The following is a 15,811-nucleotide window of genomic DNA, read 5'->3' on the forward strand; positions in this document are numbered from 1 at the left end:
TACCTCCATCGTTTCTATGAGTTCGGCTTCCTGATAGATTATATGGAGGGCGTTTCAAAAAAAGACTAGGATTTGATATTTTACAACCGGAAGGGATGATAGAACATCCGGTCAGACAAGAAAATGGCGCGGTCGTGCGAATCTTCTCCGGTTCTTCCGGCAATGTCGTATCCGCCCTCCTTGAGGGCAGCGGTCCCTTCCGGGGCAATGCCGTGAACGCTGCTAAAAGCCAGGTGTTGTGGCTGGGTCCTGGAATCGACGGAGAACCAAGCGAATGACGGGCAACAGCGCATGGTACTCCCAAACAGCTCGATTCTCCTGGATTAGCGGTATTTGATGATATTCGAGGACTGTGGTTCCGCTATTCCTTTGTTTTCTGCCCTTTAATGGAGGTATGAGGACATGAGATCCGCTATTGCAAGATATTCCGGGCTAAATTCGTGATTTTGGGTGCATTAACGGATCCTCTGTCCGGATGGCCTACCAAATGGATCGGTTTTCGGTAAATAGCGGATCGAGTGTCCAAATGGGCTCAAAAACAGCTTGTTTTTACAGCATACAGAGGATCCTATGTCTGCCGGCCCGAAACAGCTCGTTTTCGGTAAATAGCCAAAACGCGGGCGAGCCGCTGCGAGAGCCGGTGGCCCCCTACTCTCCCTTCGCCGACCTATACCTCTGGTCTTATTTATTTAAAAAAAGGTCCCTTATCATGCCTGTTCAGGCATGCTGAGGGACCGTTCTTCATATAGCTATGACAGCACGGCTGCGAGAACCGCTTCGACATGACCTTTTACTTTCACTTTTCGCCACTCGGCGGCCAGCTTTCCCTGCTCATCAATTAGGAAGGTCGAGCGTACAATACCCATATACTCGCGGCCGAACATCTTCTTCATCTGCCACACGTCAAACATTTCGCTTACCTTATGCTCCTCATCAGACAAGAGCATGTAGGGCAGGCTATGCTTATCGATGAATTTGGCATGGGATTTCAGGGGATCCGGGCTAATCCCGATCACGACTGCCCCTGCCTGCTCCAAGCTTCCATAATGGTCCCGGAAGCTGCAAGCCTCTTCCGTGCAGGTTGGGGTCATATTTTTCGGATAGAAGAACAGCACGACTTTACGTCCACGAAAATCGCTTAAAGCTACCTTCTCCCCGTTCGAAGCCGGAAGTGAAAAATCCGGCACCTGGCTTCCAACTGTTAACTGCGTTTGATCTACAATAATGCTCAACTCCTAAAATACGGACTTTAGTCCCGAAAATTGATTGTCTTTTCGAAAAAAATTATAATAGAATGAATGTCGAATGTTCAAATGTTCTATCGAATTAATTCATCAGCGTAATCCGAAAGGAAGAACACAATGACCAAAAAAACAAAGAAGACGATTATATGGAGTGTCAGCCTCATCCTTGCCGCTATTATTGGTTACGGCATTTATTATGCGGCATCATTCTACGACGGCTTGCAGAGTCTTCAGAAATCAGGTGAATCCTCCCCTTTTCGTGAAATTGAAAAGGTAGATGCCAAAGTACCAGCGCCACCCGAGTGGGAAGGAACGGAGACGGTCAACATTCTGCTGATGGGCGTGGATGCGCGCGGTTTTGAGGAAGGCGAAATTCCTCGTTCCGACAGTATGCTTGTTGCCTCGATTGATCCCGTGAAGAAGAAAATGCACTTATTCTCTATTTTGCGCGATACTTACGTAGAAATACCCGGATATGACCGAAACCGAATCAATACAGCCATTACACACGGCCCGAATACGGCCATGAAGGCTGTTGGCGATCTGCTGGGCATTCCGGTTCAATACTACGTCTATACGGATTTCCAGGGTTTCATGAAGCTGGTTGATTCCGTTGGCGGGGTTGATTTCTATGTTGAGAAGGACATGAAATATTCCAGTAAAGCTGACAAAAACGAATACGACATCGAATTGAAGCAAGGCATGCAGCATCTGGATGGCAATGCGGCGCTGCAATATGTGCGGTTCCGCTATGATGCGATGGGCGACTTTACCCGCACCGAGCGTCAGCGCGAGCTCTTGAAGGCCGTAGCCAAGAAAATGCAGACCACCACTTCCATCATGAAGCTTCCGGACATTCTGAAGTCCGTCAGCCCGTATATCGATACCAATCTCGATGTTGAGGATATGTGGAAGCTTGCGAACGTTGCCTACAAGAGTAAAATGAGCGGCAGCGAACAGGTGCCTCCGATGAAGCTCCTGAAGGAAGAGCATATCGGCGGAGCAGCCGTTCTAACGGTCGGCAATTCGGATACGCTGAAACAGTATATCCAGGACATCTTAAATCCGCCAACGCCTGACCCTGAGACAGAAGGCAGCGAAGGTACGGAAAGCAATTCTGAAACCACTGGTTCTGAGAATAACGATTCTGAGAATGGTCATTCGGATAGCTCTACTGTTCCATCTGCAACAACGGATCGTAACTAATACACTTACAGTAATCAGGACAGGAGCTATGTCATTTTAGCTGCCTGTCCTGCTTCATGAAGAAAGGAAGTTAATGATGATGACAACATCAAGAAACCGTTCAGAAACTCTATATCAAGAAGCGCTGCAGCATATCGTAGGCGGCGTAAACAGCCCCTCCCGTTCGTTCAAAGCCGTAGGCGGCGGCGCCCCCGTTTTCATGAAACGCGCGAATGGAGCTCACTTCTGGGACGAGGACGGCAATCGCTACATCGATTATTTGGCAGCCTATGGCCCGATCATAACCGGACATGCTCATCCGCATATTACGGCCGCAATCACGGCAGCCGCTCAAAACGGCACCCTCTACGGGACGCCTACGGAGCTTGAGATCACCTTGGCCAAAATGCTGAAGGCTGCCATCCCGTCCATGGACAAGGTGCGTTTCGTCAATTCCGGCACCGAGGCGGTCATGACCACGATCCGGGTCGCCCGCGCCTACACCAAGCGCAACAAAATCATCAAGTTCGCCGGCTGCTACCATGGCCATTCCGATCTTGTGCTCGTGGCAGCAGGCTCCGGTCCTTCCACGCTCGGCATTCCGGACAGCGCCGGGATCCCGGCCAGCATTGCGACGGAAGTCATTACCGTTCCGTTCAACGATCTGGAAGGCTTGCGGGCTGCCCTCGACGCATGGGGCGATGATGTGGCTGCCGTTATGGTGGAGCCGATCGTTGGCAACTTCGGGATGGTGATGCCGAAACCGGGATTCCTCGAAGGCCTATGCCAGATGACGCACGATAACGGCTCATTGGTCATCTATGACGAAGTTATCAGCGCTTTCCGCTTCCACTACGGATCTACCCAAACTTATGCGGGTCTGGACAATCACGAGGCGATTCAGCCGGACCTTACGGCGCTTGGCAAAATCATCGGCGGCGGTCTGCCTATCGGCGCTTATGGCGGCCGTAAACACGTGATGGAACAGGTCGCACCGCTCGGTCCTGCTTATCAGGCAGGAACCATGGCGGGTAATCCAGCCTCCATCGCCGCCGGAATCGCTTGCTTGGAGGTTCTGCAGGGTGAAGGCGTATATGAAGAAATGGAGCGCTTGACCATCAAGCTGACGGAAGGCTTGCAGGCATCCGCCGACCGCCACGGCATTCCGCTCACAATCAACCGCATCCGGGGCTCCTTCTCCACTCACTTCTGCGATCACCCGGTCACGAATTATGACGAAGCGCAGGACACCGACGGCGAAGCGTTCGCCGCATTCTTCCGCCATATGCTGGACCGCGGCGTGAACCTGGCTCCTTCCAAGTACGAGGCCTGGTTCATGACCACAGCCCATACGGATGCCGACATTGAGGCTACGCTTGAGGCTGCGGAGGAATCTTTTAAGGCCATGAAGAATTAATATAGATAAATGCATAACCCGCGAAAGGAGATCTCCTCATGAAAAAGCAGCTGAACAAGTTATAACATGCTCCACATCCCTGCCGTGCTTCCACGGTCCGAATTCGTGGACCTCCTGACCTGCCCGATTCAAATCGTGAGCAATCTAAATATGAATGCGGAGGCTGGATAACATGAGAAGCGAGCAAGAAATGATGGATTTGGTATTGGGCTACGCAGCCCGCGACGAACGTGTTCGGGCCGTTACCCTGGAAGGCTCCCGAACCAACCCCAACGTGCCTAAGGATATATTTCAGGATTACGATATCAGCTTTCATGTCACGGACATGGAGAGCTATATTCAGGACCCGGATTGGATCGACGTCTTCGGTGAACGGATTATTCTGCAGACGCCCGAAGACATGGCACTGTTCCCTCCGGATCTGGGGGGCTGGTTCTCGTACCTGATGTTGTTTACCGACGGCAACCGGATTGACATGACTCTGATTCCCATCGAGGAGAAGGAAAAATACTGCAAGGAGGACAAACTGATCCAAATCCTAATGGATAAAGATCAGGCGTTCCCGGCGATTCCGGCTCCGTCTGACGAGGATTTTTGGGTAAAGCGCCCTTCCGCAGCCTTTTTCGAGGATTGCTGCAATGAGTTCTGGTGGGTATCCACGTATGTAGCCAAGGGCTTGTGGCGGGAAGAAATACTGTATGCCCAAGACCACTTCCACAACATCATGCGACCGATGCTGATGAAAATGCTGGAGTGGCAGGTGGGCGCCCAGACCGATTTCTCGCTCAGCGTGGGCAAGAACGGCAAGTACTTGAAAAACTACCTGTCTGCGGACAGCTGGAACAAGCTGATGTCCACCTACCCGCGCGGAACCTACGAAGAAGTGTGGGAGGCGTTGTTTACGATGGGAGCGCTGTTCCGCAAAACCGCGCTGGATGTCGCTGAGCAGCTGGGCTTTGAATATGATATGGGGCAGGATCAGCGCGTAACGGGCTTCCTGCAGCATGTCCGGCAGCTGCCGGCGGATGCCAAGGCGATCTATTAATAATGCCGAAGACGCGGTTCACTTGATTCCAAATATCGAATCGGGCAGCCGTGCTCGAGGAGGGGTGACCACTGGTCCAAGTCAACTCCCGATCGTAATAAGGATATGAAACAGCAAAGAGAGACGCCGCTCCGGCGTCTCTCTTTGCTGTGCTGCAGACTTCTCCAAAATCCCATCCGGGACAGCCGCTCCTTTACTTCAACCCGATCTTGGCGACTGCGCTCTCCTGCAAACAAAATTTATTGAATCCATTTGTCACATTTGTGCTTTGCCCAAACGTAATACAAATTGTAAAGGGGTGAAACCACTTGGATGAACCAGCATTCCATCAGATCGTTGCTGATGTTTTGAAGGGAGAGATCGACAAATATGAGCTGATCATGAACCGTTGCAATAAAGCCATCTTCAACTATTGCTATCACATGCTTGGCGACTATGCCGAAGCCGAAGATTGCACCCAGGAAGCTTTTCTGAAAGCTTACCGCAATCTATCTAAATTCGAACCGGACAAGCCCTTCGAAGCCTGGCTGTACAGCATCGCCTGCAACCAGTGCATCGACTACCTCCGCAAGCGAAAGCTATCCCGATTCCTCCCCTTTCTGTATCAGAAGGATCAGGATAACCGGCATGTCGATCAGGTCATCGAGCACAAATACTACAATCCATCCGTGCTCCGGGCGCTGGCCAGGCTGACCGCAGAGGAACGAAGCCTGCTCATCCTGCGCTGTGTCGAGGACAAGAGCTATCAAGAGATCAGCCTGATTTTGAAACACAACACGACCTATCTCAGGAAAAAATATGAGCGGGCCGCAGCCAAGTTCCGCAAACATTACGCCATGGCAGAGGGGGAAGAAACGAATGAGCAAGGACAACGATCAGGACCTGAAACCACTCTTTCAAAGGGTTGAACCGCCGGGGACGGCCCTCCAGGAACACGTCATGAACCAAATTCGGGAAAAACAACTTAAAAAGGAGCGATTTTTTGTGAAATACAAAGTTAGCATTCTCTTAATGGCCGGCATGCTGCTTACCGCATCGACCGGATTTGCCGCCGTACAGTACCATTCCTTAACCAACAGCAAAGGGGAAGTTCTCTATGAGGAGAAATCGGACGCTCAGGCGCCTTCACCAAAAAACTATTCAAAAAAGGAACTGAACCGCATACATCTCATGAACACCATCTGGGACGAACAGATCAAGCCGGGCGAAGCCGCCATCATTTATGTTGTACCGGATAATCCAAAGCATGTCATCGACATCAAATCCACTCCGCATGCCGTCAAGGATTTCGCCAAGCTGCAAAGCATGGTGAACGTGCCCGGTTTGCCGCTGGCCAAGGAACTGTCCGGTTCGGGCACATATACGTTCAAAAACGCCAGCGTGCACATGGAACGCGAGACTGATGTGACCCCGCTGACCGAGCAGGAAAAAGCCGACATCGCCAAAAAGCTGCTTGAAAAAGCCAAAGCCTCCGGGAAGGACTACGCCCTGATGCCGGTGAAGTTCACCGATCAATTCTGGCTTTCGACGGTATATTATGCCAGCGGCAATAAAAAAGTCTCCCTTACCATTCTGAATAACGGGGACCACGGGAGCGTGACCTCCTACTGGGACGAGAGCACGGGCATGACCAGCCGGAAAATCGAGATCAACGGGCAGGACGTGCTGCAAAAAACGTGGAGCGGCGGAAACTCGGAGCAGCTGGCGCCGCTGGACTGGGTCTATGAAGAACCAACCACCGGACATCACTACATGCTTTCGCTCAACTCTACCACGGGTGACATCGCTGCCGAAGAGCTGATCCGCATTGCCAAAACAATCATTCCGAAGACGGATTCCAAGTAAGCAGCGTGATGTCACTTGGCTTAGGGCTGTCATAATAGCAATCATTATACCAATATAAAAAAAGTCGCCTGTGGCAGTTTCGGGATCCGGACACGAATCAGGCGACCGTGTTTAAGAAGGGCTGACCTTTCGCCCGGCTTGAGCAACTATTTCCAAGGATATGAGAAAGCAAAGAGAGACGCCGCCCCGGCGTCTCTCTTTACTGTGCTGCAGAATTCTCCCCAATCCCATTCGGGGCAGCCGCTCCCTTACTTCTGTTCGATCTTATCGAAGAAGTTCTCCTGAACCAGCTTGGCTGTTTCATCCAGCTGTTTCTTGGAATCCGTGCCTTCCTTCGAGAACGACTCCTGTACAACGTTGGACATCGCCGCATAATAATCCTGCGTGCCGAATTGCGCTTCCGGTTTGCCTTCCAACAGGCTGAAGAGCTGCGGATCGTATTTGTAGACGTTGTCGTACTTATCGTAGATGGCTTTTACCTTCGCGGCATACTCGGAATCATCGCTGAAATATTCCAGCGGCGTCGGTACAAAGTATTTGCCTTCGGCTTTGCGGGCATTAATCGTATCTTCCACCGATTTCAGCGCATCATCCGTAAAATAATCAAACGTGATGTAACGGAATGCCATTTCCTGCTCTTCCTTCGTGGCATTCGGGTTGATGACCAGATAATTGCCGCCCAAAATGCCGTGGTGCGCTCCGCCTTTCTCCATCGCTGGCATCGGATATGCCAGCACATCCTCAGGCTTCATGCCGCCCTCGTTCAATGCCGGCTGGATCACGTCGAATGCGCCAGCAATGACCATTGCCGTACGTCCCTGCTGGAACGAGCTGACGGCATCGCCCCAACCGAGAGCCCAGTCCTGCGGAATGGCATTCGCTTCCCATCTCAGCTTTTTATAGAAATCCAGCGCCTTTACGCCGGCTTCCGAGTTAAACACGGCCTTCACTTTGCCGCCCTCGTTCACTTCGATATCCCCGCCGGCTTCGAACAGGAAGTTGGTCCAGTTCCAGCCCGCTTCATTGCCTTTGCCCATCGGCGCGATGCCGGATATGCCGGCCTTCGGATCTGCTGCCCCTTTCGCCGTGTTGTACATGTCGTCCCACGTCCAATCCATCGGCGGAACCGGTACGCCCTTCGCATCCAGCAGCTTCTTGTTCACGATCGTTGACGTGATGTACCCGTTCTGCGTAACGCCATACACCTTGCCGTCCACGATGAATTGATCCTGGAGCACGGGGTTCATGTCGTCCTTGTATTCCCACTCGTTCCAGAACTCCGTGATGTCGGCCACCCAGCCCCGCTCTACGAGCAGCTGTGCTTCCGTAGCCCAAGTGTTCTAAAATGTCGGCGCTTCGTTCGAAGCCATCTTGACCCCGATTTCGTTGACGCTGTACTGCCAGTCGTCCTTCACGATGGTCACGTTCGGATATTTCGCCTGGAAACGGGCGATTTTATCATCCTCCTGCTGACGCAGCGTTGTATCATCCGGCAGCGGATAGTGGATCTTGATCGTTATCTTTTGATCCGCGATATCCTGTTTCGGTTCATCCGTCTGCGTTGCAGTCGTTCCGCCCGAATTGGCAGTCCCTCCGTCTTTATTGCCGGCCTCCGGCGCTGCTTTGCCTCCGCCGCAAGCGGCGAGCAAGGAGCTGAACAGCATAAGGCAGATCAGTAATGCTGAGAACTTGCGCATGGATACTCCCCTTTTCCTGATTGAATTGATAATGTTCTTTCTTATCTCCATCATAAAATTGAAACTCGGAAAGGACGATGTGCATTCATATGACGATCATGTGCAGGGCTACGATGGTGTACACGCTGCCCTACCCTTTAACAGCCGAGAGACTGACGCTGCGCATAATGAATTTCTGGAACACCAGAAATACGAAGATCGGCGGCACCATAACCATGAACAGGATCGCGAATTTTATGCTGCTGTCCAGGCTCCTTGCGTTGATGACATACTTGTAGATGGCCGTGGCCAGCGTGTACTTGTCCTGCGTCTGCATGACCAGCGACGGCCAGAACCAGTCATTCCATGCCGTGGAGAAGATAAAAATCGCCAGCGTTGCAAAAATCGGGACAGACAGCGGTACGGCAATTCGCAGGAAGCTGCTCAACTCCGAAGCGCCATCGATGCGTGCCGCCTCGAAGATCTCCGGATGAATGCCATCGAAGAAGTTTTTGATCAGCAGGAAGAAGTACGCATTCGCTCCGGCCGGCAGCCAGAAGGCCCAGTAGGAATTCAGCAGCCCCAGCTCCTTCAAATTGACGAAGTTCGGAATCATGTAACTCGACGCCGGAATAAACAAGGTCATGAGAATGAAGAAATAGATGACGCGGTGATAGGGAACCCGGATACGGGAAATGCTGAATGCCGCCAAGCCCAGTACCAGAATCGTCACCAGCAGATTGCCGCCAAAAATAAGCAGCGTATTCTTCAGAAACATCGGCAGATCGATGTATTCCCACCCCTTCGGGAAGTTATCCCAATGCCATTCCGACGGGAAAAAGCGCGGCGGAAACGTATTGATCTCCTGATTGCTCTTCAGCCCGTTAAACATCGTCATGCCGATTGGATACAGCATCGTAAAGATCATCACCGCAATGCACAGCACCATAAATCCGTATATCGCCTTGTTCCACGGTTTTCTCAGATCCGAAGCGGACAGTATGCCTCTCTCTTTCATCCTAGTACTCCTCCCTGTTCATCTTGAATTGCAGGATGCCCAGCAAACTCAGCACCAGGAACATCAAGATGCCCATCGCGGTTCCTGCCCCGTAATCCAGCTGGTTGAACGCGTATTTTACGGTTAGAAGCGCATAGGTGAGCGTGGCCTTGTTCGGTCCGCCGTCCAGCATCGCAAGCTGCGACTGGTACGCCTGCGAAGTGCCGATCAGCTGCAGGATCAGCATGAGCATAATCAAATTGCGCATCGAGGGGAGCGTAATGTATTTAATCCGGGCCCATACGCCCGCACCGTCGATCTCGGCGGCTTCATACCAATCCTTCGGTATGCTGAGCACGCCGGCGAGATAGATCAGCATCGCCGAGCCGAATTGCTGCCATGTCTCCATCACGACCAGCGACACCATGGAGAAACGGCTATCCGAAATAAAGGATACCGGTTCTGCCCCAAAGAAGCCGAACAGGGCGTTAATCGGACCTACCGGGTCATACATCCACCTCCACATGCCGTAAAGTACGACGCCGGGTACGACAAACGGCAGATACGCGGCAATCCGGGCGAAGCCCTGGAACAGCTTCAGCTCCGAGATGGCGATAGAGGCCGCGATGGGCACCCAGAAGCCGATGACCAGCGTTAACAGCATGAAATACAATGTATTTCGAACGGAAACCAGCAGATCGGGATTGCTGAGAACCTTGGCATAATTATCAAACCCGACGAAGGTGTTTCCTTTTACGAAATCGATATGAAAAAAGCTGTAAAAGACCCCTTTCAAGATCGGCACCCACAAAAAGACGATAAAGATCGCAATGGCTGGAACGAGGAACATATACCCCCATATGTACTTCTTCCACAGCGGCTTGCGCTTGTGCTCCTGTCGGGTGCGATGACCGGGCTCTATCCGAGCCTGGCCTTGCGGCATGGCCGTTTCTTCCATCTGACTCCCTCATTCCTTAATTAAATGTCCAGCTTTAATTGTAAAAAGACAGGGAGTCTTCGAACATGTCTAAAACTATGTGAAGTATAGCCGTTCTTACTTCTTTAGCTCGCTGGGGCTGACGCCATAGTATTTTTTGAAGATTTTGCTGAAATGCTCCGGAGATTCATAGCCGACTCGCTCCGCGATTTCGTAGCGGCGGAGATCCGTGCTCAGGATCAGGGACCTGCTCTCCTCCATCCGCAGCTTCACGACATACTCCCACAGGCTGCTGCCTGTATATTTTTTGAACAGATAACTCAAATAGTTCGGGCTCACGTGATTGTTCTTGGCTATCTCGTGAATCGTCAATCCCTTCTGGCGGTAATGCTCCTCGATATATTGCCTTGTATTCTCCACGATCCGATTGCCCTGGCTCGAGAGCACCTCATGCGACGTCTCCTGGGCATAGTTGTGCCAATTGAAATCCCCGTAATAAAACACATGGAAGTCCTGCAGCTGCTCGCTCCACAGCATCGCTTTGTCCGCCTGACGGCTGAGCACACTCAAAAATTCGGGCCCCCTCAATATTTGGCTGATCCCAACGGTACAGCTTCGTTTCAGGTACAGCTCCACATGGTGGTGCAGACTCCGGCCGATCATCTCCAGATGCTGGATCTTGCCGCCTGCATTCTCCTCCATCTCCTGCTCGCTCCATTGGAGGATGATGTTGATGTCCCGCTCCGGCGAATAGAATACGAAGGCGTGCGGCTCCTGCTCCAGCAGCTCCTTGGCGATATTCAGCGCGGCATATTGAATCAGGCTTATATCTTTCCTTGAAAAAGAAGCGCTGCTGTCCTCCCTTAAGCCCAGCTTCATCTTGATAACGGCAAAATAAGGACCGATCAAGCCCAGCTCCGATTCGTCTAGGCCGGCCAGTTGCGGCTGATCCCGCTCCGTGGAGAGCCGCTGATTCAGCCGCTCTATTCGTTCGGACGGAGTCTCCTCCATCCGAAAATGCTCGTTATCGGCCATGAGAAATGGCTCTATCTGAGGCGCCGGTTTGATCCATCTTGAGCAGAACGCTGCGAACCGAATCCAGAAACTGCTCGCTGTTCAGCGGTTTGATCAAATAATCCTTGGCTCCGAGCTGGAGCGCCCGCTGCGCATATTGAAATGTTTCATGGGCTGAAATAATGATCGTCTGAACCCAAGGCTTCACGATCTTGGCCTGCTGCATCAGCTCGATGCCGTTCATCTCGCCCATCTGGATATCGGTGACCAGCAGATCGATATCCCCCATCCTTATGTAATCCAGCGCTTCCTGACCGCTGTAGGCCGTAGCAATCCCATCGATGGCCAGGCCCGAGGACGTTAACAGCCCGGCCAAGCCCTTGCAGATCAAAGGCTCGTCATCTACCACCAAAATGTTATACATCAGGAAACCTCCTGTCCGGTTGCGATAATGGTTGTTTCTTCTATTCGGGGAATCGTGATCGTCACGCGGGTTCCCCCTTCTTCTCTTGGTTTATATTGCAGACCGCAGCCGCTTCCAAAATGCAGCTGGAGCCGCTCCTGGATATTGCGGATGCCGTAGCCCAGCGAAGGGTCCGGCGCTTCATCATGGAGCAGCCTGTGGATGGACTCGTAGTTTACGGGGCGGAAGCCGTTATCTTCAATGACGATCCGGCATTGTCCCTCTTCCAAATGGCCTGAAATCCGGATGATTCCGTCCTCGCCCATATTTTTAATGCCATGAATGATCGCGTTCTCCAGCAGCGGCTGCAGCGTAATCTTCGGCACTTGGTTCACCAGCAAGGACTCGGGCACTTCCCAGTGGACGGTAAACTGATAATCGTAACGGTTCAGCTGCAGATTGATATAAGCCCCCGCATGCTCAAGCTCTTCCCCAAGCGTGATGAGATCCCGCCCACGGCTGAGACTGATCTTCATCAATTTGGACAAATCCTTGATCATCTCGGCGGACTCGGTATTGCCCTCCATCGTGCTCTTCCAATAGATGCTTTCCAAGGTGTTATACAGCAAATGGGGGTTAATCTGCTGATACAGCAGCTGCAGCTGCGCTTCCTTCTGCTTCAGATCCGTACGGTATTTGTAGTGGATCAGATCATTCAATCGGCGGGCCATGTCATAGATCGTGGAGATGAGGACACTGACTTCATCTTTTCTGCGCCTGTAGGGGGTTTCCGGCACGACGTTCCCCGGTTCATACCTTCTCACAAAATGCGCCAGCTTCTGGAGCGGCGTCATCAGCGACTGCCAGAAATAAAAAACGATAATGAGACCCACGGCAAAGTAAGCGATGGAGATGACCTGGATAACACGTTTCATCTCGCTTTGCTGGGCGAGCAGCGTTTTGACGGGCACCTTGTAGACCAGCTTCTGATTGAGCACGTAGTTATAGTCAATAACATAGATAAAATCCGACGTAATCACGTCCATGATGCCGATCGTGGATTGACCCGGATCCGCTTCAGGGGGCAATTCCAGCCTCCCTGCCATGCCTTGTACCGACGAAGTCAGGATATGGTCGTTCCCATCCGTAAAATACAGCTCCCCATCCGGAATCGAAACCGTCGATAACGACTCGCCGATCCGGGCGTCTAAATTCGTGACCACCAGAACGCCGATGGTTCCGCCCTTATAAATATTGTTCACGGCCCTTACATAGCTTAAGGTCTCTTGATCCTGGCGCCCTTGTACCGGCGGCGACAGATTCGCTATGCGCTTGAGATACCCGTTCCCTTTCATCGCCACGGCTTCATCGAACCATGCCGGCTTCTCCTTCTCGTCGGAGAAAAAATATACCCCCGCTTTTCGGCGGTCAGGGTAATAGGGAGCAAAGAAATAGCTGTTGTTCGGGTCATACACATAGAGCGAGTAATAAACCGGCTCGCGTTCATCCGTCTCTTGGGAGAAGGACAGCAGCATCTTTTCCAGCCGCTCGTAGTTTTTGACGCGCGCGAGAACGGTGTCCTCGGCAAAGGGATCCAGCTGCTGGATCTGCGAATTTTGGATGACCGTGGAGGTCACTTTGTTAACGGTTTCAATATCACGGTTAATCAGCTTAAAGTTCTGCTTGTTCAGTTCGATATAAGCATTGGTCACATGGCGCTTCAGGATTTGACCGGCCATGGAATTCCCGTAGGCGTTCAGCGCAAACAACGGAATGACCAGCACCAGGAACAGCAGAATCATCTGCTGCTTGATATTCATTCGGCCCAGTGGATTTTTCAAGCGGTTCTTCATCGGCCCTTGCACCTCCGGCTTTCTCAAGCATAGCAACAATCCAGCGGCATCAGCGTAGTCATTTCTACGGAAATGATGCGTATTTTTACGATCAGGCAGAAAGTCCTAAGTGGATGTATTAGCCTTACGACAGGCGATTTCCTGCAAAAGCGGCGGGCGTGTCTGGCGGGAGTCGATCGATCGAGGAGTAAGGGGGTACTGATCGGACAAGGCTTCACGACATGCTGCCCCCAAAATGGAATAACACCCGCATGCGCAATCCTCATCGGATGGAACATGCGGGTGTTATGTGCCGGTTCTCCTTTAGAACGGAAAGAACAGCGGCAGTACCGCCATCATGACCAGGCCGATCACCAGTTGAAGCGGCAATCCGACCTTCACATAATGGCTGAATTTATAACGGCCAGCCGACATAACGAGCGCGTTCGGCGGCGTGGAGAACGGTGAGGCAAAGCACATACTCGCTCCAATGGAGACGGCGAACAGAAACGGATACGGACTGGCTCCCATCTGGATCGCAGCCGATAACGCAATCGGCGCGAATAATACGGCGCAAGCCGTATTGCTGATGAACATCGTTAACAGCGAGGTGGTGAAGTACACTCCTGCCAGCAGGGCAAGCGGACCATAGCTTCCCAGTGAATGGACCAGCATATTCGAGATCAGCGTGGCGGCTCCCGTTTTCTCGATGGCAATGGACATCGGAATCATGCCGCCAATGAGCACGATGCTCTCCCAGTTGACCGTCTTGTAGGCCTCCTCCATGTTACGCACGCATCCGAACACCACCATCAACACCGCGGCAATCATCACGGAGGCCACCGCCGGAATCCATTCGGTCACCAGCAGGATCACCATCAAGAGCATAATCCCGGCCGCAATCGGCGCTTTGTGGTCCATCGTCACTTTGCGCGACTCCTCCACGGGCTGCCCCACCACCACGACATCCGTTTGCTCGGCCGCCAGAAGGGCTATATCCTTCCATGTTCCCTGAACGAGCAGCGCGTCGCCAAAGCGCATTTTCTCTTCCTTCAGATGATGCAGAAGATACTGTTCTTTTCGCTGAATCCCCAATATGTTCACCCGATATTTCTCGCGGAAACCTGAGTGCTTGACGAGCCGGCCAATCAGGCGCGAGGACGGAGTCAGCATCACCTCGGCAATGCCGACGTCACTCGTGGCGTATTGCGACTCCTCCGTACGTTTTCGATGCTCGGGTACACGCTGGTCCAGCATGACAAGCCCATACGTCTCCGCAAACTCCGAGGCCCGCTCGAACGGGCCGTTTACATACAGAATATCGTCTTCCTCAATCACGGTCTCGGGACCGGCGATTTCCTGGTTGATCGTTTTGAAGAATTGATTCTTGGCCGACATTTTACGGCGGATTTCAATGACGTTCACTTCGAACTTCGCAGGAATGTCCAGCTCCCGCAATGTTTTGGATCGAATGGAGGAATCGGCACTAACCTGAATCCGATACAGGTTCTGGGTCAGCCGATACTGTTTGGCCAGCTCTCGAAGCGAGCGCCCGCCCTGTTTACCTGCACCCCCTTCTTCATTGCTGGGAAGAAAACGGCGAAGGAACAATATCGCGAGGATCCCCGTTGCCAAACACACAAGTCCGATCGGCAAAAAAGCAAAGAACGACAGCCGTTCGTATCCTGCGTTGATCAGCGTCTCCTGAATCACGAGATTCGGCGGTGTGCCGATTAACGTGAGCATGCCCCCCAAGCTGCTAGCAAAAGCAAGGGGCATCAGCAGCCGCCCCGGATTAATCTCGGCGCTGAACGCCAGACTGACAACAATGGGCAGCATGACCGCTACCGTGCCGGTATTGCTGACGAATCCGCCAATGAGCGACGTTACCAGCATGATCATAATCAAGAGCCGGGTCTCGCTTCCCCCTCCAAGCTTCAGCAGCCTTCCGCTTGCCATCTTGGCTAATCCGGTCTGAAAAATCCCCCCGCCCACAACAAACAAACCGATCATCATGATGACAACCGAATTGGAAAAGCCCGAAAGGGCTTCAGCCGGACTTAAAATGTCCGTTAACATAAGTACCATCAACACGCCGATCGCGACCAAATCCGACCGCACTTTTCCCGACATGAACAATGCGGATGCCACGGCCAAAACAGACAACGTAACGATCATCGGTCCATTCATTCCTTGTTCCCCCTATAATGCCCTAT

The 15,811-nt window shown here is 52.3% G+C and carries 11 protein-coding genes and 2 pseudogenes; 6 read left to right on the plus strand and 7 right to left on the minus strand.

Annotated features, from left to right (window positions below; translation table 11 throughout):
- Positions 1 to 95 precede the first annotated feature (95 nt).
- A complete protein-coding gene (locus ACPV3A_RS10890; protein WP_426199529.1) occupies positions 96 to 278 on the plus strand; it encodes a hypothetical protein in 183 nt (60 codons plus the stop codon).
- A 471-nt stretch (positions 279 to 749) separates the two neighbouring features.
- On the opposite strand, the gene bcp is transcribed toward ACPV3A_RS10890, so the two are convergent.
- The gene (gene bcp / locus ACPV3A_RS10895; RefSeq protein ID WP_426199531.1) at positions 750 to 1,232 is read right to left on the minus strand and encodes a thioredoxin-dependent thiol peroxidase; all 483 of its coding nucleotides are present in this window, start codon (positions 1,230 to 1,232) and stop codon (positions 750 to 752) included.
- Between the two features lie 129 nt (positions 1,233 to 1,361).
- On the opposite strand from bcp, the gene ACPV3A_RS10900 reads away from it, so the two are divergent.
- The 5 genes from ACPV3A_RS10900 (at position 1,362) to ACPV3A_RS10920 (ending at position 6,736) form a co-directional block, all read left to right on the plus strand.
- Positions 1,362 to 2,450 (plus strand): LCP family protein, encoded by a 1,089-nt coding sequence (locus tag ACPV3A_RS10900; RefSeq protein WP_426199533.1) that lies wholly within the window; start codon positions 1,362 to 1,364, stop codon positions 2,448 to 2,450.
- Positions 2,451 to 2,529: 79 nt separating this feature from the next.
- The gene (locus ACPV3A_RS10905; RefSeq protein WP_339295569.1) at positions 2,530 to 3,846 is read left to right on the plus strand and encodes a glutamate-1-semialdehyde 2,1-aminomutase; all 1,317 of its coding nucleotides are present in this window, start codon (positions 2,530 to 2,532) and stop codon (positions 3,844 to 3,846) included.
- Between the two features lie 172 nt (positions 3,847 to 4,018).
- Positions 4,019 to 4,891: an aminoglycoside 6-adenylyltransferase gene (locus ACPV3A_RS10910; RefSeq protein WP_426199535.1), complete on the plus strand. Its 873-nt coding sequence runs from the start codon at positions 4,019 to 4,021 to the stop codon at positions 4,889 to 4,891.
- 308 nt (positions 4,892 to 5,199) lie between these two features.
- Positions 5,200 to 5,799, plus strand: a complete 600-nt coding sequence (locus ACPV3A_RS10915) for an RNA polymerase sigma factor (RefSeq protein WP_194540924.1) — start codon at positions 5,200 to 5,202, stop codon at positions 5,797 to 5,799.
- Entirely contained in the window at positions 5,750 to 6,736 is a 987-nt protein-coding gene (locus ACPV3A_RS10920; protein ID WP_426199538.1) for a DUF4367 domain-containing protein, read from the plus strand. The genes ACPV3A_RS10915 and ACPV3A_RS10920 overlap by 50 nt, the downstream gene beginning before the upstream one ends.
- Before the next feature lie 248 nt (positions 6,737 to 6,984).
- Here ACPV3A_RS10920 and ACPV3A_RS10925 read toward each other — a convergent pair.
- The 6 genes and pseudogenes from ACPV3A_RS10925 to ACPV3A_RS10950 all read right to left on the minus strand — a co-directional run bounded on the left by ACPV3A_RS10925 (position 6,985) and on the right by ACPV3A_RS10950 (position 15,785).
- Positions 6,985 to 8,433: pseudogene (locus tag ACPV3A_RS10925) on the minus strand (ABC transporter substrate-binding protein).
- Between the two features lie 130 nt (positions 8,434 to 8,563).
- A complete protein-coding gene (locus tag ACPV3A_RS10930; RefSeq protein ID WP_216532521.1) occupies positions 8,564 to 9,430 on the minus strand; it encodes a carbohydrate ABC transporter permease in 867 nt (288 codons plus the stop codon).
- A gap of 1 nt (position 9,431) precedes the next feature.
- Positions 9,432 to 10,367 carry a carbohydrate ABC transporter permease gene (locus ACPV3A_RS10935; protein ID WP_194540920.1) on the minus strand — a complete coding sequence of 312 codons (936 nt, stop codon included), beginning with the start codon at positions 10,365 to 10,367 and terminating at the stop codon, positions 9,432 to 9,434.
- Between the two features lie 96 nt (positions 10,368 to 10,463).
- A pseudogene (locus ACPV3A_RS10940) lies at positions 10,464 to 11,784 on the minus strand (response regulator transcription factor).
- A complete protein-coding gene (locus tag ACPV3A_RS10945) occupies positions 11,784 to 13,616 on the minus strand; it encodes a cache domain-containing sensor histidine kinase (RefSeq protein WP_426199540.1) in 1,833 nt (610 codons plus the stop codon). Before ACPV3A_RS10945 ends, ACPV3A_RS10940 begins: the two are co-directional and overlap by 1 nt.
- A gap of 303 nt (positions 13,617 to 13,919) precedes the next feature.
- Positions 13,920 to 15,785: an SLC13 family permease gene (locus ACPV3A_RS10950; RefSeq protein ID WP_426199542.1), complete on the minus strand. Its 1,866-nt coding sequence runs from the start codon at positions 15,783 to 15,785 to the stop codon at positions 13,920 to 13,922.
- Between the last annotated feature and the right edge of the window lie 26 nt (positions 15,786 to 15,811).

The organism is Paenibacillus sp. Dod16, assembly GCF_049893405.1.
GTDB lineage: Bacteria > Bacillota > Bacilli > Paenibacillales > Paenibacillaceae > Paenibacillus_AQ.